General features: G+C 66.9%; 16 protein-coding genes and 6 pseudogenes. 18 read left to right on the forward strand and 4 right to left on the reverse strand.

Annotation, left to right across the window (positions count from 1 at the left end):
- Positions 1-137: 137 nt before the first annotated feature.
- From OL239_RS09175 to OL239_RS09210, 8 genes and pseudogenes are all read left to right on the forward strand, one after another.
- Positions 138-1,327, forward strand: a pseudogene (locus OL239_RS09175) (enoyl-CoA hydratase/isomerase family protein).
- Positions 1,221-2,231, forward strand: a complete 1,011-nt coding sequence (gene mmsB / locus OL239_RS09180) for a 3-hydroxyisobutyrate dehydrogenase (RefSeq protein WP_442864291.1) — start codon at positions 1,221-1,223, stop codon at positions 2,229-2,231. The pseudogene OL239_RS09175 and the gene mmsB overlap by 107 nt, the downstream one beginning before the upstream one ends.
- Positions 2,228-3,004, forward strand: a complete 777-nt coding sequence (locus OL239_RS09185; RefSeq protein WP_268911560.1) for an enoyl-CoA hydratase — start codon at positions 2,228-2,230, stop codon at positions 3,002-3,004. Before mmsB ends, OL239_RS09185 begins: the two co-directional genes overlap by 4 nt.
- A 128-nt stretch (positions 3,005-3,132) precedes the next feature.
- Positions 3,133-4,578, forward strand: coding sequence for an aldehyde dehydrogenase family protein (locus OL239_RS09190; protein WP_268911723.1), 1,446 nt, complete (start codon positions 3,133-3,135; stop codon positions 4,576-4,578).
- Between the two features lie 26 nt (positions 4,579-4,604).
- Positions 4,605-5,081, forward strand: coding sequence for an enoyl-CoA hydratase/isomerase family protein (locus OL239_RS09195; RefSeq protein ID WP_268911561.1), 477 nt, complete (start codon positions 4,605-4,607; stop codon positions 5,079-5,081).
- Complete coding sequence (locus tag OL239_RS09200) at positions 4,999-5,496, forward strand: enoyl-CoA hydratase/isomerase family protein (RefSeq protein WP_268911724.1); 498 nt, start codon at positions 4,999-5,001, stop codon at positions 5,494-5,496. The genes OL239_RS09195 and OL239_RS09200 overlap by 83 nt, the downstream gene beginning before the upstream one ends.
- A pseudogene (locus OL239_RS09205) lies at positions 5,493-7,221 on the forward strand (AMP-binding protein). The gene OL239_RS09200 and the pseudogene OL239_RS09205 overlap by 4 nt, the downstream one beginning before the upstream one ends.
- Positions 7,196-7,740, forward strand: a pseudogene (locus tag OL239_RS09210) (MarR family winged helix-turn-helix transcriptional regulator). The pseudogenes OL239_RS09205 and OL239_RS09210 overlap by 26 nt, the downstream one beginning before the upstream one ends.
- Before the next feature lie 37 nt (positions 7,741-7,777).
- Here OL239_RS09210 and OL239_RS09215 read toward each other — a convergent pair.
- The 3 genes from OL239_RS09215 to OL239_RS09225 form a co-directional block, all read right to left on the reverse strand.
- Complete coding sequence (locus tag OL239_RS09215) at positions 7,778-8,089, reverse strand: putative quinol monooxygenase (RefSeq protein ID WP_268911562.1); 312 nt, start codon at positions 8,087-8,089, stop codon at positions 7,778-7,780.
- Positions 8,086-8,751 carry an SDR family oxidoreductase gene (locus OL239_RS09220; RefSeq protein ID WP_268911563.1) on the reverse strand — a complete coding sequence of 222 codons (666 nt, stop codon included), beginning with the start codon at positions 8,749-8,751 and terminating at the stop codon, positions 8,086-8,088. The genes OL239_RS09215 and OL239_RS09220 overlap by 4 nt, the downstream gene beginning before the upstream one ends.
- A gap of 174 nt (positions 8,752-8,925) precedes the next feature.
- A complete protein-coding gene (locus OL239_RS09225) occupies positions 8,926-9,819 on the reverse strand; it encodes an arginase family protein (protein ID WP_268911564.1) in 894 nt (297 codons plus the stop codon).
- 114 nt (positions 9,820-9,933) lie between these two features.
- Here OL239_RS09225 and OL239_RS09230 point away from each other — a divergent pair, with 114 nt between their 5' ends.
- The 8 genes and pseudogenes from OL239_RS09230 (at position 9,934) to OL239_RS09265 (ending at position 20,056) form a co-directional block, all read left to right on the forward strand.
- Positions 9,934-11,571 carry an ABC-F family ATP-binding cassette domain-containing protein gene (locus tag OL239_RS09230; RefSeq protein WP_268911565.1) on the forward strand — a complete coding sequence of 546 codons (1,638 nt, stop codon included), beginning with the start codon at positions 9,934-9,936 and terminating at the stop codon, positions 11,569-11,571.
- A 160-nt stretch (positions 11,572-11,731) separates the two neighbouring features.
- Positions 11,732-11,956 carry a hypothetical protein gene (locus tag OL239_RS09235; protein ID WP_268911566.1) on the forward strand — a complete coding sequence of 75 codons (225 nt, stop codon included), beginning with the start codon at positions 11,732-11,734 and terminating at the stop codon, positions 11,954-11,956.
- A gap of 122 nt (positions 11,957-12,078) precedes the next feature.
- Positions 12,079-13,595, forward strand: a pseudogene (locus OL239_RS09240) (carboxylesterase/lipase family protein).
- Between the two features lie 117 nt (positions 13,596-13,712).
- A pseudogene (locus tag OL239_RS20115) lies at positions 13,713-13,784 on the forward strand (hypothetical protein); the annotation flags it as partial.
- Positions 13,773-15,112, forward strand: a pseudogene (gene lpdA, locus OL239_RS20120) (dihydrolipoyl dehydrogenase). The pseudogenes OL239_RS20115 and lpdA, both read left to right, overlap by 12 nt.
- Positions 15,113-15,246: 134 nt before the next feature.
- Positions 15,247-17,022 (forward strand): DUF4389 domain-containing protein, encoded by a 1,776-nt coding sequence (locus tag OL239_RS09255; protein ID WP_268911567.1) that lies wholly within the window; start codon positions 15,247-15,249, stop codon positions 17,020-17,022.
- A 1,278-nt stretch (positions 17,023-18,300) separates the two neighbouring features.
- On the forward strand, positions 18,301-18,741 hold the full coding sequence (locus tag OL239_RS09260; protein ID WP_268911568.1) for an acyl-CoA thioesterase: 441 nt from the start codon (positions 18,301-18,303) through the stop codon (positions 18,739-18,741).
- Positions 18,742-19,006: 265 nt separating this feature from the next.
- Complete coding sequence (locus tag OL239_RS09265) at positions 19,007-20,056, forward strand: SDR family NAD(P)-dependent oxidoreductase (RefSeq protein ID WP_268911569.1); 1,050 nt, start codon at positions 19,007-19,009, stop codon at positions 20,054-20,056.
- 3 nt (positions 20,057-20,059) lie between these two features.
- Here OL239_RS09265 and OL239_RS09270 read toward each other — a convergent pair whose 3' ends face one another.
- Positions 20,060-22,441, reverse strand: a complete 2,382-nt coding sequence (locus tag OL239_RS09270) for a glycoside hydrolase family 3 C-terminal domain-containing protein (protein ID WP_268911570.1) — start codon at positions 22,439-22,441, stop codon at positions 20,060-20,062.
- Positions 22,442-22,528: 87 nt separating this feature from the next.
- Here OL239_RS09270 and OL239_RS09275 point away from each other — a divergent pair, with 87 nt between their 5' ends.
- Both OL239_RS09275 and OL239_RS09280 read left to right on the forward strand, forming a co-directional pair.
- Complete coding sequence (locus OL239_RS09275; protein WP_268911571.1) at positions 22,529-22,969, forward strand: hypothetical protein; 441 nt, start codon at positions 22,529-22,531, stop codon at positions 22,967-22,969.
- Positions 22,927-24,186 (forward strand): ABC1 kinase family protein, encoded by a 1,260-nt coding sequence (locus OL239_RS09280; RefSeq protein WP_268911572.1) that lies wholly within the window; start codon positions 22,927-22,929, stop codon positions 24,184-24,186. Before OL239_RS09275 ends, OL239_RS09280 begins: the two co-directional genes overlap by 43 nt.
- The last annotated feature ends 67 nt before the right edge of the window (positions 24,187-24,253 follow it).

Raw genomic sequence — 24,253 nt, forward strand, 5'->3', positions numbered from 1 at the left:
TGGGCACCTCCGCCGGTCTCCCGGCAGCCTCCGAACCCGATGCCGTCTCCGAACCCGAAGTCCGGCTGGAACGCCGGGGACAGCTGGGGCACATCATCTTGAACCGGCCCCGGGCCATCAACGCCCTGACCGCCACCATGGTGGCGATGATTCGCACAGCCCTGAATGAATGGGAGCACGACGACGGCGTCGCCACGGTCCTGCTCTCCGGTGCCGGCGAGCGCGGGCTGTGCGCCGGCGGCGACATTGTGGCGCTGTACCGCGACGCCGTGAACGGGGAACGGATTCCGCCCGATTCTGGGCGGAAGAGTACGAGTTAAATGCCCGGATCAGCACCTACCCCAAGCCGTACGTGGCGCTGATGGACGGCATCGTCCTGGGCGGCGGCGTCGGCGTCTCAGCGCACGCCCGGCACCGGATTGTCACTGAACGCACCAAGGTGGGCATGCCCGAAACGGGCATTGGTTTTGTTCCGGATGTGGGCGGCACCTACCTGCTGTCCCGGGCGCCCGGCGAACTGGGCACGCACGCAGCCCTGACCGCGGGAACGGTGTCCGGTGCCGATGCCCTGCTGCTGGGAATGGCCGATATCTATCTGGACAGCTCACGGCTCGCGGAGCTAACGGAGGCACTGGAGCAAAAGCCGGCGGCGGAAGTGCTGGAGGGCTTCGCCCAGCAGGCTCCGGCCGCGCCCCTGGCCGCGGCTAGAACCTGGATTGACGAGTGCTATGCGTACGACGACGTGGAGGCCGTGGTGGAAGCGCTCCGCCGCCGCGGCGAGGGGCCCGGAGCGGATCCGGTGCCCGGAGGGAGCGTAGACGCAGGAACCGCGGAAGTCGACGCCGACGCGGCAGCGGACGCCATTATGTCCAAATCGCCGTCCGCGCTGAAGGTGACGCTGGCGTCGCTGCGCCGGGCCCGGCAGCTTCCGGATTTGGCGGCCGTGCTGGCCCAGGAGTACCGGGTGTCGCTGCGCGCCCTGGCCGCCCCGGACTTCGCCGAGGGGGTACGGGCCCAGGTTATCGACAAGGACCGTAATCCACAGTGGCAGCCGGCAATGCTGGAGCAGGTGCGGCCGGCCGACGTTGAAGCCTATTTCGCCCCGCTGGAGGGCGGGGAACTGTGGGAGCGGCGGCCCGCCGTAGCGCCGCCGCCGCGGGCAGTCCCGCAGCCCGGACCAGCGGAATGTCCCCGACCAGGCAGGAGCAGACATGACAGACATGACCGACGAACAGGGCCCCCGGATCGGCTTTATCGGCCTGGGCAACATGGGCGGTCCCATGGCCGCCAACCTCGTGGCTGCCGGCTACCCCGTCACCGGGTATGACCCCGTGCCGGCCGCGGCTGAACGCGCGGCCGCGTCCGGAGTCCGGATGGTGGATGCGGCCGACCGGGCAGTGGCCGGCGCCGACGTCGTCATCACCATGCTGCCCACCGGAACCCATGTGCTTAACGCGCTCTCGGGCGACGGCGACACCCTCGGCCTGCTTGCCGCAGCCGGCGCCGACACCCTGTTTATCGAGTGCTCCACGATTTCCGTGGATGACGCCAACACGGCCCATGCGCTCATGCTGGAGACCGGACACCGCGGCCTGGACGCTCCGGTTTCCGGCGGCGTGGTGGGTGCCGAGGCAGGGACGCTGACTTTTATGGTGGGCGGAGCTGAGAAAGACTTTGGCGCCGCCCTGCCCGTGCTTGAGGTGATGGGCGGACGGGTGGTGCACTGCGGCGGTCCCGGCGCGGGACAGGCAGCCAAAATCTGCAACAACATGATCCTCGGCGTGTCCATGATCGCCGTCAGCGAGGCCTTCGTCCTGGGCGAGGAACTCGGCCTGACGCATGAGGCGCTGTTCGACGTCGCCTCGGCTGCGTCCGGCCAGTGCTGGGCCCTCACCACCAACTGTCCGGTTCCCGGCCCGGTTCCGGGCAGTCCGGCCAACCGGGACTACCGGCCGGGATTCGCCGCCGCCCTCATGGCCAAGGACCTGGGACTCGCCGCCGATGCCCTGGACTCCACCGGCGTCCGGGCCGAGCTCGGCCGCCGGGCCGGTCAAATCTTTCGGGACCTCACCGAGGCCGGCGGCGGCGGCGAGGATTTTTCCGCCGTCATCAAGACCATCCGGGCCGCAACGGCAGGCGCCGCGGACAGCAGTACCGGGACCCACAGCAATACCGATACCCACAGCAATACCGCCGGCCAGCAGCCGGCAGGACAGAGCGGAGCAGTATGAGCGAGTACGAGAACATTCTCCTGGAGCGCAGCGGACGGGTGGGCATCATCACCCTGAACCGGCCCAAGGCCCTGAACGCGCTGAATTTCGGGATGATGCAGGACGTGGTGGCGGCGGCCACCGACCTGGACAGCGATCCGGACATCGGCGCGATCGTCATCACCGGATCAGAGCGGGCGTTTGCCGCCGGAGCTGACATCAAGGAAATGTCCGAAAAGACCTACATGGACATGTACCTCGGTAACTGGTTCGGCGGCTGGGACACGCTGGCGGCCGTGCGCACCCCGGTGATTGCCGCCGTCGCCGGCCATGCCCTGGGCGGCGGCTGCGAACTGGCGCTGCTGTGTGACTTCATCATCGCCGCGGACACGGCCACGTTCGGCCAGCCTGAAATCAAGCTCGGCGTGGTTCCCGGCATCGGCGGCTCCCAGCGCCTGACCCGTGCGGTGGGCAAGGCCAAGGCCATGGAAATGATCCTGACCGGCCGGACCATCGGGGCCGAAGAAGCGGAGCGTGCCGGTTTGGTCTCCCGCGTGGTGCCCGCCGCCGAGCTGCTTGATGACGCCCGCTCCACCGCGGAAACCATTGCCTCCATGTCAGCCCCCGTGGCCATGCTCGGCAAGGAACTGGTGAACGCTGCCTTCGAAACCAGCCTCGATTCGGGGATCCGGCTGGAACGGCGGGTGTTCCACTCGGTCTTCGCCCTGGAGGACCAGAAGGAAGGCATGGCCGCGTTCATCGACAAGCGCAAGCCCGACTTCAAGCACCGCTAAGTCCACCGGAACCACCCCACCCCCACCCACCCTCCCCGAGACGAGGCATCATGACCCAGCTCAACATTCCGTCGGATCCGGCGGCCGGAGCCAGCGAAACGCCCGATTACAGCTCCTTCCTCTCCGGCATGGACCAGCCGATGTGGATTGGCGGGGAACCGGTGGAGTCCGCATCCGGGCAGTGGCGCGAAGTGATGAACCCGGCGAAGCGGGAAACCGTCATTGCGCGGGTTCCGGCCGCCGGGCCCGAGGACGTCGACCGTGCGGTGGCCGCCGCCCGGCAGGCTTTTCCGGGCTGGCGCAACCTCCACTTCACCGCCCGGGCCCGGGCACTGTCGCTGATCGCTGACGACATTGAAGCGCGGGCGGAGGACTTTGCCCGGCTCACTGCCCTGGACACCGGCAACGCCCTGCGCACCCAGGCCCGTCCCGAGGTCACCACGCTGGTGGCCCTGTTCCGGTACTTTGCCGGCATCGCCGGGGAGGTCAAGGGCGCGACCCTGCCGGCCGGTGACGGCCAGCTGCAGTACACCCGGCTGGAACCCCTCGGCGTGGTGGCCTGCATCCTGCCGTGGAATTCACCGCTCATGATCGCCGGCTTCAAGCTCCCCGCAGCCCTGGCCGCCGGGAACACCGTGATCCTCAAGGCCGCCGACGACGCCCCGCTCACCATCCTGCTGCTGGCCGAACTCTGTTCCCGCCACCTGCCGGCCGGCACCGTCAACGCCGTCACGGGCCGCGGCAGCATCATCGGCGCAGCACTGGCCGAACACCCCGGCGTGGACAAGGTCTCCTTCACCGGATCCACCGAGGTGGGCCGCGGCGTTGCCCGCACCGCCGGGGAACGGCTGGCCCATGTGTCGCTGGAACTGGGCGGCAAGAACCCGTCCATCGTGTTTCCGGACGCCGTTGATGAGGACCTCATCGACGGGCTGCTGCTGGCCTCCCGCTTCACCCGCCAGGGCCAGAGCTGCACGGCCGGATCCCGGCTGTTCCTGCACGAGGACATCTACGACGAGGTCCTGGAGCGGCTTACCGCCAAGCTGGGCGCCCTGACCGTGGGCAATCCGCTGGATGAAGCCACCGATATGGGGGCCATCATCAACAACAGCCAGTTCTCCTCCATCAGCGGCTACCTGGAGGACGGCCGCAGCTCCATGGATACGATCCTGGGCGGCAGCGTTCCCGCGGAAGGTCCGCTCACCGAGGGCTACTTCCATGTGCCCACGATCTTCGGCGGCGGACGCAACGACTTCCGCCTGGCGCAGGAGGAGATCTTCGGTCCGGTGCTGGTGGCCATTCCGTGGCGGGACACCGAAGAGGTCATCCGCATGGCCAATGACTCGCACTACGGCCTGGCCGCGTACGTCTGGTCGCACAACCTGGACAACGCCCTGAACACCGCCCACCGCGTGGAAGCCGGCTGGGTGCAGGTGAACCAGGGCGGCGGACAGGTGGTGGGCCAGTCCTACGGCGGATACAAGCAAAGCGGGATCGGCCGCGAGGTGTCGCTTGAAGGGATGCTTGCCGGGTTTACCCAGACCAAGCAGGTCAACATCAAGCTGCGCGGCTGAAGCCCCGGCGAACGGCTGAGGATCCCATGAGCAAAGGTACCCTACGCCTCACGCTGGACGGCCCGGTGGCCACGCTGAGCATGTCCAACCCCGGCCGCCGCAACACCCTTACGGCCCGCATGTGGCGCCAGTTCGCGGTCGTGCTTGCTCCGCTGGCGGAGGACGACGCCGTCAAGGTGGTCGTCATCCGCGGCGACGGGGAAGACTTCTCCGCCGGCGCGGACATCTCCGACCTAAAGGCCATCCTCCACAACCCGGACAACGGACTGCACGACGGCGGCGACGTCACGGCGGGGGAGGAAGCCATCGCGGCGTTCCCCAAACCCGTCATCGCGGCCGTGGACGGGTACTGCCTGGGGAGCATGGCAGGTGGCCGGCGCCTGCGATTTCCGGCTCGCCTCGGACCGTGCCGTTTTTGGCATCACGCCGGCCAAGATCGGCATTGTCTACCCGCTTTCCGGTATCGAGCGCCTGGTCCGGCTGGCCGGTCCCGGTGCCGCTAAGTACCTGTTGTTCAGCGGCGACTTCGTGCCTGCGGAACAGGCGCTGCGGCTGGGGCTGGTGGAGCGGGTTATTCCGCAGGCCGATTTTTGGACCGATGTGGCCTCCTTTGCGCGCCGGCTTGCCGGACGGTCCCAGCTCTCGCTGCAGGCCATGAAGGAACTGGTGGACACGATTGCCGCCGGTGGGCAAGGAGCGGGCGGCAGGGATGCAGTGGAGCTGACCAGCCGCCGCTGGCAGCAGGAAATGGCCGCGGCAGCGGACCCCGTCATTGGTGTCCGAGCGTTCCTGGCCAAGGAAGAGCCCGTTTTTACGTGGACAGGCAGGGACCGGACCGCGTGGGACAGCACCCCGCAGGGCAGCACCCGGCAAAACGGTAGCCTGACGGACAACGCAACGCAGGAAGAGGCACCATGAACCAGAACAGCGCCACCACTTTGTTCCGAGCCGCCCGCGACGAGCTGCTCGCCCTGTCCGGCAGCTACGAGAAGGCGGTGGATGCCTTTGCCTGGCCGCGTTTCGAGGGAAAGTTTAACTGGGCGGTGGATTGGTTTGACGCGATGGGCCGGGGTAATTCCGCCTGTGCGCTGTGGATCGTGGAAGAGGACGGTTCCGAGCAGAAGTACAGCTTTGACGACATGGTGCGCCGCTCCGACCAGGTTGCCGCCTGGCTTTCGTCCCGGGGAGTGCGCCCGGCAGACCCGGTGATGCTCATGCTCGGCAACCAGGTGGAGCTCTGGGAAACCATGCTTGCGGCCATGAAGCTTGGAGCCGTCATCATGCCAACAGCCGCGGCTGCCGGAAGCGCGGACCTCGCCGACCGGGTTTCGCGCGGGGGCGCGCGCTGGGTCCTCGCCAACGCTGACGACGCGGCAAAGTTCGACGGCGTTCCGGGGGACTACGGGAAGATCCTCGTCGGCGGTGGTACCCCCGGCGGCGGTGCGGACCTCATACGGGACGGCGGATGGCTGGACTACGGCGAGGCGTACACAGCGGCCCCGGTTCCGCTGCGCACCGTTACGGATGCCGCCGATCCGCTGCTGTTTTACTTCACCTCCGGAACGACCAGCCGTCCCAAACTGGTGGAACACACCCAGGTGTCCTATCCCGTGGGGCATCTGACCACCATGTATTTCCTCGGGCTGCAGCCGGGGGACGTGCACCTGAACATTAGTTCGCCGGGCTGGGCCAAGCATGCCTGGAGCAGTTTCTTCGCTCCCTGGAACGCCGAAGCCACCGTCTTTATCTATAACTACGCCCGCTTCCGCCCGGAGGCACTGCTGGAGCAGATGCACCGGGCCGCCGTGACCAGCCTGTGTGCGCCGCCGACGGTCTGGCGGATGATGATCCAGTCCAGCCTCGGCGAGCGGCCGGCGCGCCTGCGGGAGCTGATCGGCGCCGGTGAACCGCTGAACCCGGAAGTGATCGCCACAGTGCAGTCCGCCTGGGGGCTGTCCATCCGCGACGGGTTCGGGCAAACCGAAACGACAGCCCTGGTGGGAAATACGCCCGGCGCTGACCTGCGTCCGGGATCCATGGGCCGGCCGCTGCCGGGCGTTCCGGTGGTTCTTCTTGATCCGGCAACCGGCCGGCCCGGCGAGGAAGGCGAAATCTGCCTTGACCTCACGGGAGCGCCGCCGCTGAACCTGATGACCGGATACCGGGGTGATCCGGTGCGCACCCGGGACGCCATGGAAGGCGGCTACTTCCACACCGGGGACATGGCCGTACGGAGCACGGATGGATACATCACCTACATCGGCCGCACCGATGACGTGTTCAAGGCCTCCGATTACAAGATCAGTCCCTTTGAACTCGAGAGCGTCCTGATCGAACATCCGGCGGTCGCCGAGGCCGCCGTCGTGCCCGCCCCCGACGAACTGCGCCTCGCGGTGCCCAAGGCCTATATCGCCCTCGCCGCGGGATGGGAGCCGAACCGGGACACCGCCCTGTCGATCCTGGCATACGCCCGCGAACATTTGGCCCCCTATCTGCGGGTGCGCCGGCTGGAGTTCCACGAGCTGCCCAAAACCATGTCCGGGAAGATCCGCCGGGTAGAGCTGCGGGCAAGGGAGAACGACGGCGGTGCCCGGGGCCGGCGTCGAATACCGCGATGATGAGTTCCCGGAGCTGCGCGGGTGACGACGCCGCACAAACCCTGGCGCAGGATCCCGTTGCGCAGGCCCGCCGGCACTGGGAGGAACAGGGATGGGGCGGGGCTGCCGAGGGTATGGCCGCTGTCACGGCGGTCATGCGGACGTCGCAGATCCTGTTCACCCGGGTGGAACAGGTCCTCAAACCGTTCGGCCTGACGTTTTCCCGGTTCGAACTGCTGGCGCTGCTGAGCTTCACGGCACACGGTGCACTGCCGATGGCGAAGGCGGGTGCCAGGCTCCAGGTGCATCCGACGTCGGTCACCAACGCCGTGGACCGGCTGGAACAGGCGGGCCTGGCCGAACAGCGCCCCATCCGTCCGACGGGCGGACTGTGCTGGTGGCGATCACTCCCGCCGGCCGGAGCCTGGTCCCCAAGGCAGCTTCTGCCCTGAACGCGGAGGTGTTTTCCTCACCGGGGTTTGGCGCCGAAGATCTGGCGAACCTGACCGGCATCCTGACGCGCTTCCGCCGGCAGGCCGGGGACTTTTCCGGAGCGGGGGAGTAGGGGAGCCGCCCGGCCGGGCCGAAATCCGGCTTCCGGCCTAGACCTGCCCCTGGCCGGGGGTTCCGGCCGGACGGGGCATGAGCACCTGGACGTCCATTTCCTCAGCCAGCTTGCCCTCAAGGCCGGCTGTCAGCGCCTTGAATGCGGGACTCGCCGAATGCGCCTGCAGGTTTTCGGGGCTGGCCCATTTTTCGATCATGACCAGACGGTCGCGGCCCTCATTGAGGCTGTACACCTCGCAGCCGGGATCTTCAGCGTGCACGCGGGCAATCGACTCTTCCAGGACGGCGATGACGTCGTCCCGGAACTCGGGCCGGGGAACCATGGTGGCTACGACGACGAGGCTCATGCGTTCTGATCCTTCACGGCGTCGAGGGCGGCGTCAACCGGTACGGAACCGTTGTTGAATTCGATGGTCTGCCCAATCGTGCCGGGACGGTCCAGCACGGCTGCGGCCACCAGGGCCACATCCTCACGGGAGACCTGGCTGCCCTCGATGCCGGGACCGGTTTCGATCCTGCCGGTGCCCGGATCCATGGTCAGCGCGCTGGGGCCGAGGATGGTCCAGTCCAGGCCGCTGCCGCGCAGGTGCTCATCCGCGGCGGCCTTCGCTTCCGCATAGGCAAAGAAGCCGTCGTCTTCGGGGACTCCGTGGTTCGGGCCGGCGCCGAAGTAGGACACCATGACATACCGGGAAACGCCGGCATCCCTGGCGGCGTCCATGGACCGGATGGCGGCGTCGCGGTCAACGGCATAGGTGCGTTCAGCGGTTCCGCCGCCCGCGCCGGCGGACCACACCACGGCGTCCTGGCCTTCCAGTGCCTGTGCGATCTCCCCCGTGGTCAGGTTTTCGACGTCGGCAACGACGGCGGCAGCCCCGGTGGCTTCGACGTCGGCCGTGTGGTCCGGGTTGCGGATCAGTGAGGTGACCTGGTGGCCGTTGGCGCTCAGGCCCCTGGCCAGGTGCAGGGCAACCTTGCCGTGGCCTCCGATAATGGCAATGCGTGACATGGTGAGTCCTTTCGTGGGGATCAGTGTCGGTGCCACCATAAGCACACTGATGGTTCTCATGCACATTTGTTCCGCTATGCGCGGAGCGTCCCGGAATAAGCCGAGCAGGCACCCAGCCACCCGGCCGCTTGCAGCTGGTTCCGGAACGGGGCAGCAGGGAAGCGGCCTGCCTGGCTAAAGCGGGAGATCCCGCAACAGGCCGCCAAGCCGCATGAGCTCCACCGGAAGGTGCTGGGTCAGGGTCAAACCCGCGATGCCCGCCACGCCGGACACGTCGGCGACCAGGCGCGCCAGGTCGGCCATCCGGATGCCGTCAGTGGCCGCGCCTGCTGTATCCGTGAAATCGCGCCGGTCCAGGACATCAAGGTTGATATGGACTGCCACGCGGGTTGCTCCGGTGCCGGCCAGCCAGTCCTGGATCCGGCGGCTGTCGTCAGGGGTATCGGTGATGCCGACGCTCCGGATACCAAGCCGTTCCTTGACCGCGATGCCTTCATCCTTCCACTGCCGCAGCCCGACCTGAAGGATTTTCGCCGGTGGAATCAGCGCCGGCAGCTCGGCAACGATTCCGGCGTCGCCCTCTCCGGCAAGGGCAGCCAGTGCCATGGAGCGGAACCCGGTGTAGGAATCGCCCGGAACCCCCGTGTCAGGGTGCGCATCGATCCAGAGCACCGCCAGGTCATCCCCGTATATTGACGCGAGGTGGCTGAAGGGAGCCACGCTCACCGAGCACTCCCCGCCGAAGGTGACCACCGACTGGGGCGCAGCGTCACGCAGGATCCGCAGCGCCTCACGCAGCTGGCGCACCACGGCGCCCCGTGCGTAGATGCCGTCCACGGTGGCGAGGGCCTCGTGGCTGGTGTCCGTGCTCACGGGCACGTAGGCGGTGGGGCCGTCATGGTCCGGCGACATCAAAGCCAGCAGGGCCGGACCCAGATGAATGGAGAGCTGGGTGTCGTGCGCATCCACCCCCGGAAGCAGCTGATGGGTCGAAGGTCCGGCGGCGCCCTGCCACTGCGGAAACATCAGGCGCAGCGCGCCGGGACCGGAGGGATGCGTCAGGCTCATGGCCCCAACTTACGCCGCGGCGCGGATGCGGATAAGGGTTCGGGGCCGGACGGACGGGCCGCGCGGCAAAATGGCGCCGAAAAACCGGCGATCCAAACAAAATAGGATGGAAGCATGACTGCAACACTCGTAGCGCGCGATTTGTCCGGCGGCTACGCCCACCGCACCCTGTTTTCACACCTGAACCTCACTGTCGCGCCGGGCGACGTCGTGGGGGTGGTGGGCTCCAACGGCGCCGGAAAATCCACCCTGCTGCGCCTGCTGGCGGGCGCTGCCGAGCCGCTGGCCGGCAGTGTGTCCACGGCCCCGTCCGACGCCTTCATCGGCTGGCTGCCGCAGGAACACGAACGCGTGGACGGTGAAACAGTGGCCGGCTATATTGCCCGCCGTACCGGCGCGGCCGCAGCCACGGAGGCGATGGAATCCACGGCGGAAGGGCTCGGATCCGGGGCCAAGGGGGCCGACGACGCCTACGCCGCCGCCCTGGATCACTGGCTGGCCAGCGGCGCAGCTGACTTGGAGGACCGGATTCCGGCGGTTCTGGCCGAGCTGGGACTGGACGTGGGCGCCGGTGCGCTGATGACTTCGCTCTCAGGCGGGCAGGCGGCCCGGGTGGCGCTCGCCGCCCTGCTGCTGAGCCGCTTCGACATCGTGCTGCTGGATGAGCCCACCAATGACCTGGACCTCGCCGGCCTTGCCCGGCTGGAGGAATTCGTGCAGGGCCTGCGCGGCGGCGTCGTCCTGGTATCACACGACCGGGAATTCCTGGCCCGCTGCGTGACCACGGTGGTCGAGCTTGACCTGGCGCAGAACAAAGTGGCGGTGTATGAGGGCGGGTACGAGGCATTCCTGGAAGAGCGCGACGTCGCCCGCCGGCATGCGCGCGAAGCGTATGAGGAGTTCGCCGACAAAAAGGCGGATCTGGTTTCGCGGGCCCGGACCACGCGGGAGTGGAGTTCGCAGGGTGTCCGCAACGCCATGAAGAAGTCCCCGGACAATGACAAGATCCGGCGCCGGGCATCGATGGAGTCCTCGGAGAAGCAGGCGCAGAAGGTCCGGCAAATGGAGTCGCGGATCGCGCGCCTGGACGAGGTGGAGGAGCCGCGCAAGGAATGGCAGCTGCAGTTCACCATCGGTGCGGCTCCGCGGTCCAGCTCGGTGGTGGCCACGCTGAACAACGCGGTGGCGAACCGCGGATCCTTTACGCTGGGACCGGTCTCGGTACAGGTCAACGCCGGAGAACGGATCGGCATCACGGGCCCCAACGGCGCAGGCAAGTCCACGCTGCTGGCGCTGCTGCTGGGACGTCTGGAACCTGCTGCGGGCGGTGCTTCCCTGGGTTCGTCAGTGGCCGTGGGGGAGATTGACCAGGCCCGCGGCCAGCTGGATCCCGCCCTGCCGCTGGGGGACGCTTTCGAGGCGGCCGTTCCGGAAATGAACAGTGCCGAAGTGCGGACGCTGCTGGCGAAGTTCGGGCTGAAGGCCGATCAGGTGACCAGCCCGGTGCAGTCGCTGTCCCCGGGGGAGCGGACGCGGGCATCGCTGGCGCTGCTGCAGGCCCGCGGAGTGAATCTGCTGGTGCTCGATGAACCGACCAACCACCTGGACCTGCCGGCCATCGAGCAGTTGGAAGAGGCGCTGGAGAGCTACGAGGGGGCCCTGCTGCTGGTCTCCCATGACCGCCGCATGCTGGAAAACGTGCGCCTGGATGCCCGCTGGGAAGTTGCCGGAGGTGCCGTGACCGTTCTGTGAGGGTTTCCTGAGTACCGGCGGCGGCGCGAATGTGGTAAGTGTTACACACCGTTTGCGTTGAATCACCGACGTGACCGGCTGGTCTCGGTAACGTTCACGGTCTCGTCCTTGGGGGAGTAGTTATTATGGCTTCACTGCAGCTGCTTGGAAGGAACGCCCCGTGAAGGGCCTTCGCATCATGGATGTGCCGGTGCTCCTGAGCGTCTGGGTGCTGTGCGTGAGCACCGATTGGTCCACCGGCACCAAAGCCGCCCTCAACATCGCCGCGGTGGCCCTGTTGTGCCTGAAAGAGGTCCTGGTGCACCGCCGCCTGCAGCGCGACGCCGTCATGCGCCGGCAGTCCGCGCCGTCCCGCGCTCCGGAAATGGTCTTCGCCGCGGTCTAGCCGGCGCACGCGTGGTTTGTGCTTCCCCGCTCCTGGAAGGGGCTGGGGCCTAGGAGGCGTGCCGGTGCCGGGTCTATGGTTTTAGGGCCGCACCGTGACCGTTGACAGGAAGCGAGCAGCTCATGACCACCGGCGTGACAGACCTGCTGATCCCCACGGCCAACGGCCTGGTCCGCGGAACCGTGGCCGGGGGAGTCCGCACCTGGCGGGGTATCCCGTACGCGGCGCCGCCTGTTGGTGAGCTGAGGCTCCGGTCCCCGCAGCCTCCCCAGCCCTGGAACGGGGTGCTGGACGGCAGCACCTTCGGCGCGGCACCTCCGCAGTCGCGCAACCCGTCGCTGACCGGATCCCGGCGCCGGGCACCCATGGACGAAGACTGCCTCACGCTGAACGTCTCGGCACCGCTGGACCCGGCGGCCGAGCGGCTCCCCGTGCTGGTCTACTTTTACGGCGGTGCGTTCAGCTCCGGATCGTCCACGGTGAAGACCTACCGGGGTGCCAACCTGGTCCGGACCGGGGATGCGGTCTACGTGTCCCTGAACTACCGGATCGGAGCCCTGGGATTCATGGATTTCAGCTCCTTTTCGGAGCCAGGGCGCACCTTCGACTCCAATCTTGGCCTGCGCGACCAGGTGGCCGCCCTGGAATGGATCCGGGATAACATTGAAAACTTCGGCGGGGATCCGGGGAATGTCACCATCTTCGGGGAATCGGCCGGCGGAATTTCCGTGACATCGCTGATGTGCATTCCGGCGGCCCGGGGTTGTTCCACCGGGCCTACGCCCAGAGTGCCGCCCCTTCAAGCGCGTACTCGCAGGAGCTCCACGCGTCCTGGGCCCGGGATTTGCTCCGGATCCTCAAGGTTCCCCTGACCGATGCCGCAGATGCCCTGTCCACGCTTCCCGCCGCGGCGCTGGTCCGCGCCACCAACCGGCTGACCTCCAAGATCGGACCCGCTGACAAGCCCGGCTCACTGAGCGTATCGCCGGTGGTCGACGGCGGCTTCCTGCCCGAGCACCCGCTGGACGCCTTTATGAAGGGCCGGTCGGCTCCGGTGCCGCTGGTACTGGGCACCATGGCCCGGGAAGGGGCGCTGTTCGCGAGGATTGTCGATATCCTTCCCTCCACTCCGGACCGGATCGAGAAGATGTTTGCCGTGACCGATCCGGAGGCACAATCCCGGGTGCTCGCGGCCTATCCCGGGTATCCGTCCAAGGAACAGTCGGTGGAAATCAGCGGCGATCTGGTGTTCTGGTATCCGTCCACCGTGGTGGCCGAGTCACACGCGCTGGTGGCTCCCACCTGGTCCTACCGGTACGACTTCGCCACGCCCATGATGAATCTGCTGGGCTTCGGAGCGACCCACGCGATGGATGTGCCGGTGATGTTCGGCGAGACCCGTGAGCCCATCACCCGTGCACTGTCCCTGCTGGGCGGGGCAGCGGCAATGAAGGGGCTCTCGGCGCGTTTTCAGGGCACGCTGCTGAGCCTGGCAAAGACCGGAAGCCCCGGGGACGACTGGCCCCGGTACGAACCGGTGCAGCGCCGCACCAGGATTTTCGACCGGGAGGACCGGATTGAGTCGGATCCATTTCCGGAGCGGCGCAGGGCCTGGGCGGGCTACCGAGGGTATCTGTAACCGCACCCGATTCTGTGATGGAGTCCGCAGACAGGCCGTGAGAGGGTTAACCCAGCTTGTGAGTTTCTCTATCGCCCGAACCCCTAACCGCAGTGCGCAAAAGGAGAGTTGGCCAGCATGAGTGAACATTACGACGTCGTGGTCCTGGGAGCCGGTCCCGGCGGCTACGTGGCGGCCATCCGGGCGGCCCAGCTGGGGCTGAGTGTGGCTGTGGTGGAGGAAAAGTACTGGGGCGGCGTGTGCCTGAATGTCGGCTGCATTCCTTCCAAGGCCCTGCTGCGCAACGCCGAGCTGTCCCAGATCTTCACCAACCAGGCAAAGACGTTCGGCATGACCGGAGACGTGAGCTTCGACTTCGGCGCTGCCTTTGACCGCAGCCGACAGGTGGCTGACGGCCGCGTCAAGGGCGTGCACTTCCTCATGAAGAAGAACAAGATCACCGAGTATGACGGCCACGGGGTGTTCACCGATGACCACACCCTTGAGGTCAGCCTGTCAAAGGGCGGCACGGAGACGGTCACCTTTGACAACGCCATCATTGCCACCGGAACCTATGTGCGGCTGCTGCCCGGGGTGGAGCTCTCCGACAATGTGGTGACGTACGAAGCGCAGATTATGGACCGGGATTTGCCCAAGAAGCTGGTGATTGTTGGAGCCGGTGCCATTGGCATGGAATTCGCGTACGTGCACCGCAGCTACGGGGTGGACGTAACGATCATTGAGTTCCTGGACCGGGCGCTGCCCAACGAGGACGCCGATGTTTCAAAGGAAATCACCAAGCAGTACAAGAAGATGGGCGTGCCCATCCTGACGTCCACCAAGGTGGAAACGGTCACGGATAACGGCTCCTCGGTAACCGTCACGTACACGGACAAGGACGGCAAGGAAGGTTCCATCGACGCAGACCGGGTCATGATGTCCATCGGTTTTGCCCCCCGGACCGAAGGTTACGGGCTGGAGAAGACGGGGTTCAGCTCACCGACCGCGGCGCGATCGGCATCGACGAGTTCATGCGCACGAACGTTCCGCACATCTACGCCATTGGTGACGTGACCGCGAAGCTGCAGCTCGCCCATGTGGCTGAAGCGATGGGAGTCGTCGCTGCGGAAACCATTGGAAAAGCGGAAACCATGGGGCTGGGCGATTACCGCATGATGCCCCGTGCCACCTTCTGCCAGCCGCAGATTGCCAGCTTTGGGCTCACCGAGCAGCAGGCCCGCGACGAAGGCTACGACGTGGTGGTGAGCATGTTTCCCTTTACCGCCAACGGCAAGGCCCATGGCCTGGGCGAGCCCGTCGGATTCGTAAAACTCGTGGCCGACAAGGAACACCTGGAGCTCCTGGGCGGACACTTGATCGGTCCCGACGTTTCCGAACTGCTCCCGGAGTTGACGCTTGCGCAGAAGTGGGACCTGACCGCCTACGAACTGGCACGGAACGTACACACGCACCCAACGCTCAGCGAAGCACTCCAGGAAGCGTTCCATGGCCTGACCGGGCACATGATCAACTTTTGAGGCATGCCGCTGTCCGGGGCGGGCGGTGCCGGACAGGACGGCACCGCGCACCCCGGCGTGGACGCGTAAATCTTGACACTCCGGGTGCCGGAGCGAACCCTGAGAACAGGGGTGGTTCAGGGTAGGGCTGTGCCGTGAGAACAAGCAGAATCATCATGCTGGTCATTGGAAGCCTGTTGATCCTGATGGGTCTGGGCTTGGCGGCAGGAGCGGCGGCGGTGGGCGTGCTGAATGCCCGCCAAAGCGATGACGGATTCCTGTCCCTGCCGGAGGGCGTCTACGAAGTGGACACCTACGCGATCACCACTCCGGAGATCGAGGTTGGTCCGGGCGTACGGGCAGAGGACGCCGTTGGCACACTGCAGATAGAGGGAAGGGCGACGGACGCCGGCACTGACCTGTTTATCGGGATCGGCCCGGAAGCGGCAGTGGAACAGTACCTCCTGGACGTGCAGCACAGCGAGCTGCAGGAGGTCAGCTTCGATCCGTTCCGGGCCTACTATGAGGAACGGCAGGGCAGCGCCCCCGCAGAGCTCCCGGGAAACGAGGACTTCTGGGTGGCCAGCACCAGCGGCAGCGGCGAACAGTCCCTGGAATGGAACCTGGACGACGGGGACTGGACCGTTGTGGTGATGAACGCCGACGGTAGCAGCCCCGTGTCGGCGCAGCTGCAGATCGGCGCCCGCACCAGTCTGCTGGGGCCGTTGACCTGGATCCTGCTGATCAGCAGCATCGTCCTCCTTGTTGCCGGCATCGGACTGGCCGTCGCGGGCGCAGCAGGACTGCGGCGGCGTTCGGCTGGCCCCGGGGGGCCTTACGGAAGCTACTCCTCGGCCGGCCTGCCCGGGCAACCCGGAGGGCCGGCGCATGTCGGGCCGGGCCCGGCCGGTGCGGACAGCGGGTCGGGTCCGGATATGCCGGCGCCTGCGCCGCAGACGTATGGACAGATGCAGGACCGCTACGGCCGGGAACAGCAGGCAGCAGGCCGCAGCGGACCGGGCGGCAGGGCCGGTGCGGCGGTTGGCGCTTCCGCGGCTGGAGCAACAGCGGCGGGAGCAACCGCCACCGGCCGTTCCGCCGTCGGGCCCGGACTGGGAGTACGGGATCCGGGACTGGCCGGTCCCCGCTACCCGGCGCGCTTGTACGGTGAGCTGGATCCCGGTGTGTCCCGCTGGATGTGGCTGGTGAAATGGTTCCTGGCCATCCCGCATTACATCGTGCTCTTCTTCCTGTGGATTGCCTTCTTTGTGTCCACGGTGATCGCCGGGATCGTGATCCTGTTTACCGGGCGTTATCCGCGCGGTCTGTTTGACTTCAATGTGGGCGTGGTCCGCTGGAGCTGGCGGGTGACGTTCTATGCCACCCGCGTGCTGGGCACCGACAGGTATCCGCCATTCACGCTGGAACGCACCGACTACCCCGCCGACTTCAGTGTCGACTATCCGCGCAACCTTTCGCGCTGGCTGGTCCTGGTGAAGTGGTGGCTGCTGGTGATTCCGCAGGCGCTGGTGGTCAGCGCGATCACCGAGGGGACGCTCGTGGTCAACCGGTTCTGGCGCGGCGGCGCTGCCGGCGACTTGGGTGACGGCGACTGGACCCGCTGGGGCGCGGGCATGTGGCAGGGCGGAGATGACGGATGGGCCGACGGCGTGTATACCACGGTGAGCCGGCAGGGCCTCTCTCTCCTGGGCCTTCTGGTGCTCATCGCCGCGCTCACGCTGCTGTTCACCGGGCGCTATCCGCGCCAACTGTTCAACCTGCTCATGGGACTGAACCGCTGGACCTACCGGGTCCTCGCCTATGCGGCCCTCATGCGGGATGAGTATCCGCCGTTCCGCCTCGACCAGGGTCCGGCCGACCGCCGGGATGAGGCAGCCGGACTTGGACGGCCGGGGCCGGACAGAGGGTAGGAACCGTCGCGGGTGCTGTGCGCCGGCTGGACGTGCACCTTCACTGACCCATTTCATGCCCAGCCGCCAGCTGAGTAAGGGGATGAACCCAGCGAACGAAAGCATCACCGCCCAGTAGAGGATCTGCGTGCCGCTCGGAGCGCCTGCAGGGTGAAACACGTCCTGCGCGGTGAGTACTCCTGTCACCCGAAAATGAACGAGGCCGCAGCGATCGCCGCTCCGATCAGTGCGGCGTGGAGAGATTCTTTGTGCTCCAGCATGCTTGGCTCCTACGTGGGCAGTAGATCAAATAGTCGAAAGAGCACACATGCTTGGCATGAATCAGGTCATGGCCGTCTGCGCGTCCGACAACACCGCATCAATAAGAACTTTCGAGCACCAGGGTGGCGTTCTGGATCAAACAGAAACGAGAGCGCGGTCAGGCGCTATTGGATCCAGACCCGATCACCGCACGAGTCGGCTCACCCGGGCCCCTGAGCCCTGCGGTGAAGGATCGGTTACCAGACACTCGCAGCCAATCCCGGAGTCTTTATCTCTGGTGCAAAAGCGACACGCTACGGCCCCTCACCGTATGGACGTGGGCGGATGGAAAGGCACCAACTTCTGAGTAGGGTGGGTTGATGACGACAGGACTCTCGCGTGTTCTGACGGCCGCCACAGTCGTTCTACTGGGGGCACTCCTGCTGATCTCGATACTGGACCAAGCGACTGAGGCTGACCTGGGGCGGTGGAGCAGGTCGCTCGCAGCCGCCTTCGGGGTACTTATCCTGATTCGCGTATTATCCGGTATCCGTTCTTGGCGTTCGAGGATTGCCGCTCCAATTATCAGTTCGGCGTCCGTTCAATCGAGAATCTTCGGCTTCACCCCGGGAGGCTCAATGGTTGAACACTCCAGCGGGCCAACCGCCACAACATCACATGTCGAACCCCATGCAGATCTTCGAGGCAGTCAAGGTGCGGATCCCGAATAACGAGCCGGTGCTCCGGCTAAAGACTTGTTGGGTTTGCTAGCCACGCGGCCAAAACGCCAAATGCGCCACTTGCTGGCGCCGAAATGAGGGAAGGCGGCGAGCGATAGGGAGGCCCGGTATTTGATGGCTAACGGAGAACCGGGCGCATATCGGAGGGCATGAAGGGTGTTTTCCCTCACGGGAAACACGGCGAGAACGCGCGGGTGAACGGCGGAAGCCGCTGCCGGCCGCACGGGGTGTGACGGCGGTCCGTCTGCTCGGTCACAGCCGGTCAACCACGCCGCCCGCGGCTGGATAGTCTGGGAATATGGACCTCGAAAACATTAATTTTCATACCCGGAAGTGGGTCCGTCCCGAAGATCTCAATGCCAACGGCACCCTGTTTGGCGGCAGTCTTCTGCGATGGATTGATGAAGAAGCAACTATCTACGCCATCCTCCAGATGGGCAACGGCCGCGTGGTCACCAAGTTTATGTCGGAGATCAACTTCGTCAGTTCCGCCCAGCAGGGCGACATGATTGAAATGGGACTGCGGGCCACGAAGTTCGGCCGGACCTCACTGACCATGCGCGCCGAAGTGCGCAACATGATCACCCGCCGGAGCATCCTCACGATTGACCGCATTGTGTTTGTCAGCCTGGACGGGCACGGCCACCCCATGCCCCACGGCTTCACCGAAATAACCTACGACCGCGACCGGCTGCCCGACCACCACATTCCTCCGGTGGCGTTCGACGCTCACGCCTGACGCCCAGCCGGCGCCGCCGCCTAACCCCGCTGCATAACCCAACACCGGCGGCATTTCCGCGTCGCGGAACGGGCGCCGGACGCCTGTTCCGCGTCCGCTATTTTCCCGCCGGAAGGTCCGCAGGCCGCTGCAGGGAAGCCAGGGGAAGGCCGTCATGGGATACTCGACGCAGCAGCAACGCCCATGACGGAAGCCCGGTAACGACGGCGGCGCGGCACCGCCCGCTGGGCCCGCCGACCGGAACCCGGGCTGGAACGGAGCCTGCATGCCGGAACCCGCCCACCTGGGAATCGATTCGCTGATCGGCGACTGGCTCGACCATCCCACCGGACGAACTGTCCTGATTGACCTGCTGGCCCGGCGGAGTCCGGATGCCCGGGCACTCTATGCCATGCGCATGCTGCCGCTCTCCGCCCTGGTGACCGTCAGCGGCGGCGTCGTCACCACCGACTATCTACACCTCATGGTGCAGGCGGCCAACAAGCTCATCGACCTGAAGCCGGGGCACTCTGCCACCGCGCACCTCTTTCCGTCCGCTGCGCCGCCGGCACCCAACGACTGGGAGGAGCCCATCGTTGAGGGAAGGTTCCACGGCAAAACGGTGGTGGTCTCGGGAGCTGCATCGGGCATCGGCCGGGCCACGGTACTCCGGGTTGCCCGCGAAGGCGGGCACGTGCTGGCCATTGACCTCAGTACCCTGCGGATGGAAGCGCTCCTGGAGGAAAACCCGGAGCTGGACATCACCGGCGTCGTGGCGGACATCTCCAACCAGGAGGACGTCAACAAAATTGCGGTCCAGGCGAGGGGACGGGTGGACGGGCTTGCGGTGGTCGCCGGAATCGCAGACAACATGGTGGCCCTTCACGAGGTGGAGGACGAGCTGTGGGAAAGCGTGTTCAGGATCAACGTTGACGGCCCTTTCCGGCTCTCTCGGGCCATCATTCCGCTGATGCTTGCCCGCGGCAGTGGATCGATCGTGAATGTTTCCTCCCAGGCGGGCCTGCGCGGTTCCATTGCCGGAGCCGCCTACACGGCGTCCAAGCACGCGGTTATCGGACTCACGCGCAGCGCCGCTTACATCTACAGTCCGCGCGGAATCCGCGTGAACGCCGTCATCCCGCGGCCGACCAGGTCCGCGCTGGAATCGAACTACGGATCGCTCGGCGGAGCGGGACCGCTGCCGTCGCCGACCTTCACCTCACCGGAAATAGAGTCGGCGCAGGTCGCTTCGCCCATGACCTACCTGCTCAGCGACGACGCCGCCAACGTCACCGGCGCCATCCTGCCGGCGGACGAAGGCTGGGGCGTGGCGTGACGCTCAGGCGTTCCGCCGGCGGTTCAGTTCCGCTTCGAGCTGCTGCAGCAGAGTTGGCGTGACCGGGCTGCCGGGGAAGCGTGCGAGCCGGTTAAGCGGCATGCTGCCCACCAGCGCCAGGGATGCGGCGAGCTGCGCGCCGCCAGCCGCGCCGCCGGCTGCTCCGGCGGATTCCGGTTGGCTTCCCGGAGCGGAACCGGTCATTGCGCTGACCAGCGCGGCCGCGGCCTCCGGATCCGCCAGCCACTCTTCAATGGAGGATCCGGTGCCCAGGGATGGGGCAGGCACGGTGCCGTCCAGGGCGGCGACTCCTGCCAGCCGGATGTCCCTGGAGGACGCGCCCACCTCAAGCCGGTATTCCCCCGCATCCGCTACCCAGCCTTCGGTGCCGGAGTCATAGCGCGAGAGGGCCCGGACATCCAGGCGGAATTCCACGCGCCGTGACTCACCCGGCTCCAGGTGCACCTTCTCGAATCCTCGCAGCTCCCGCCGCGGATACAGCGGGCGCTGCCCGCCGCCGCCGTCGGCCTCGGGCGCACCGGAATACAGCTGCACGACGTCGCTGCCGCTGCGGGCTCCGGTGTTGGTGAGGGTGAGCGCAACCTCGACCCGCTGTCCGGCTCCGGCGCCGTCGGTACTGACGTGCAGGTCGGAGTAATTGAAGGTGGTGTACGAGTAGCCGTGCCCGAAGGGGTACGCGACCTCCATCCCGCGGGTGTCGTACCAGCGGTACCCCACCAATAGCCCCTCGCCGTACCGGACCGTCCCGCCCTCGCCGGGGTAGTTGCCGTAGGCGGGGGTGTCGGAGAGCCGCAGCGGAACGGTTTCTGCCAACCGGCCCCCGGGTTCCTCCACGCCCAGCAGCACATCGGCGATGGCGCTTCCGCCGGCCTCACCGGGAAGCCACGTTTCCAGGACCGCCGGCACCGACGCTGCCCATCCCATGGCCACCACGCCGCCGTTGGCCAGCACCACCACGGTCCGCGGGTTTGCGGCGGCGACGGCGGCAAGCACCTCCAGCTGGGTATCCGGCAGGTCCAGGCTGGTCCGGTCGTATCCCTCGGATTCCGCAGCCTCGGGCAGTCCCAGGAACACGACGGCGGTGTCGGCTGCTGCTGCAGCCGCGGCAGCCGTTTCGGCCAGGTCTTCCCCTGCGCAGGGGGAGTCCGGTGACAGCACATAGCCCGGTTCGAACAGCAGCGCGGGGACCTGCTCCTGCAGCGCATCCAGGGGCGTCACCAGCTGTACCGGGTTGACCCGGGAGGATCCGCTGCCCTGGTACCGGGGCGTGCGGGCCAGTTCCCCGATGACCGCCAGGGTGCCGCCGGATGGCAGGGGAAGGATGCCGCCGTCGTTCTGCAGCAGCACCATGGATGCGGCGGCGGCCCGGCGGGCCAGCTCGTGGTGCGCCGCGTAATTCCCGTCCGCGGCTGTTGCGGCTGCCGAACCGGCGTGCCCGGGTGCGGCACGGCGCACCAGGGCCAGGATCCGCTCGACCGAAGTGTTGACCTGCTCCTCCGAGACGGTGCCCGCCTCCAGGCCGGCAGCCAGTTCCGCCGTGCCCAGCCCGGCGCTGGACGGCATTTCCAGGTCGAGGCCCGCTGCGAGCGCTGCGGCCCGGTCAGTCACCGCGCCCCAGTCGGAGACAACCACGCCTTCATACCCCCAGGTGTCCCGCAGCACGGTCCCGAGCAGCCAGGGGTTTTCCGCGGCATGCAGGCCGTTGACCTTGTTATAGGCGGCCATGACGGTCCACGGCCGGGCACCGCGGACCACTATCTCGAAGGCGCGGAGATATATTTCATGCAGCGTCCGCTGATCGACGACGGCATCGACCCGCATTCGGTCCGTTTCCTGGTTGTTTGCCGCAAAATGCTTGGGGCTGGCACCCACGCCTTCGGCCTGGACCGCGGCCGTCCATGCAGCGCCCAGTTCCCCGGCGAGCAGCGGGTCTTCCGAAAAGTACTCGAAGTTGCGTCCGCACAACGGTGTGCGCTTAATGTTCAGCCCCGGCCCCAGCAGGACGTCGACACCCTGGGCGCGGGCCTCGCGGGCGGCGGCGGTCCCCAGCTCGGCGAGCAGGCCGCGGTCCCAGGAACACGCCGTCGCGCATTCCGCCGGAAAACAGGTGGCCGGAACCGACTCTCCCAGGCCCAGCCCGCCGCGGTCGCCGGCCGGACGCCGGACGCCGTGCGGCCCGTCGGAAAGAACAAGGGCCGGTATCCCGTGCGCGGGCAGGGACGCCGTTTCCCAGAATCCGGCCCCTGACAGCAGTTCGAGCTTTTCCGCCAGGCTCAGGTCCGGCATGGCTGGAATCTCCACGTGCGCCTCCTCGTCGATGGGCTCCGAGTCTAAGCCGCGCCCCGGAGCGGTGAAAGGGTGCACGGGCCCTGTTCCCGGGTTCGCGGGAGCCTTAGGGTTCAAGTACGGCTGCAGGTGTTCATGGCCTTGCCGCCGGGACGGGAGCTACGTGTGAAGAGCCACCTTGACCGCTATAAGCAGATGGCGGAAATCCTGTACCGCAACGGACTGGGGTACCTGGTTGCAGCTTCGGGCCTGGAAGCGCGGATTCCTTTCCGGCGCAAGGCCCAGCCCGGGGACCGGCCCGATCATGCCAGCAGCCCGGAATACCTGCGCAGGGCCCTGGAGGAACTGGGACCCACGTTCGTGAAATTGGGCCAGCTCCTCTCCACCCGGCAGGACCTGCTGCCGCCCCGGTACCAGCAGGAACTGGCCAAGCTGCAGGACAACGCCGAACAGGTGCCCTGGGAACAGATCCTTCCGGTCCTGCAGGGTGCGCTGGGGGAGCAGGTGCTGGAGCGCTTCAGCAGCTTCGACACCACGCCCTCGCCAGCGCCTCCATCGGGCAGGTGTACGGGGCAAGGCTACCGGGCAACAACGACGTCGTGGTGAAAATCCGACGGCCGGGGATTGACGAGGAAGTCAACGAGGATCTGGATATCCTGCAGGGCCTGGCCGGATACGCCGGCAAACACTGGGAAGCGGCCCGTGACTATGACGTTCCGGGCTTGATGGACGAGTTCGCCGAAACGCTGCGCTCGGAACTGGACTACGCGCAGGAGGCACGCAACACGCGAAGATTCGCGGTGAACTTCGAGGACAACCCCGCCGTGCAGATTCCCGTTGTCTTCGATTCCCTCAGCACCGCAACGGTCCTGACCCAGCAGCGGCTGTACGGGATGAAGGTCACTGACACCGCGGCCCTGGACGGCGCCGGGATTGACCGCAAGGCGCTCGCGGTCACGGCGGCCGACGCCGAAATGAAGATGGTCTTCGACGACGGGTTCTTCCACGCCGATCCGCATCCGGGGAACATCTTCGTGGAGCGCAGCGGCCGGATCGGACTGATCGATTTCGGCATGGTGGGGGAGATTGACGACAAATTCCGGACCCAGCTCTCGGCACTGTTCGTTGCCGTCATCCGCAAGGACCCGGACCGGATGGCCTCGGCCCTGATCCGGATGTGCACCAGGACCCGCAGGATTGACCGCTTCCGGCTGCGGCTTGACCTGCAGCAGCTCATCCGGCTCTACGACGGACGGACCCTGGGGAACGCCCCGGTGGGCCGAATCATCAATGCGGCCATGGGCATCATCCGCAGCCATCACCTGCAGCTGCCGCGGCAGATGGCCCTGCTGCTGCGGATGCTGATCATGACCGAAGGCATGGGCGAAGTGCTGGACCCGGATTTCAGCATGGGCAACACGCTTGCGCCCTACGCCCGCCGGATGGCGGCCCAGCAGCTGAATCCGGTGGCCTTCGCCCGGCGGCTGGGCCAGGCCGGAGCCGAAACGCTTGAACTGGGCACCGAGCTTCCGGACCAGCTGCGGCGGCTGCTGAACACCCTCGATTTTGAGGGGCTGGAAGTGCACCTGCGGGCCGAGGAGCTGTCCCCCCTGGTGGAGCGGCTGGAACGTGTGGGCAACCGGGTGGTAGCGGCACTCTTCGCGGCGGCCTTCATTCGCGGCGTCGGCGAGCTCGCCATGGGCGACGCCGACCGGTGGAAGGGCTGGCAGGCTCCGCTCATGACCGCCGGCCTTGCCTCGACCGGCGCCCTGGGCGGGTATCTGGCCTGGAGTGCGCGCAAACAGCGCGTCAGGAACTACTGATGGGCCTCGCGCTCGCCGGGCTGACCGTCCTCGTGACCGGCGGCACCCGAAAACCCGGGCCGCTGGC

It is taken from the genome of Arthrobacter sp. ATA002 (assembly GCF_026898095.1).
Lineage (GTDB): Bacteria > Actinomycetota > Actinomycetes > Actinomycetales > Micrococcaceae > Arthrobacter_B.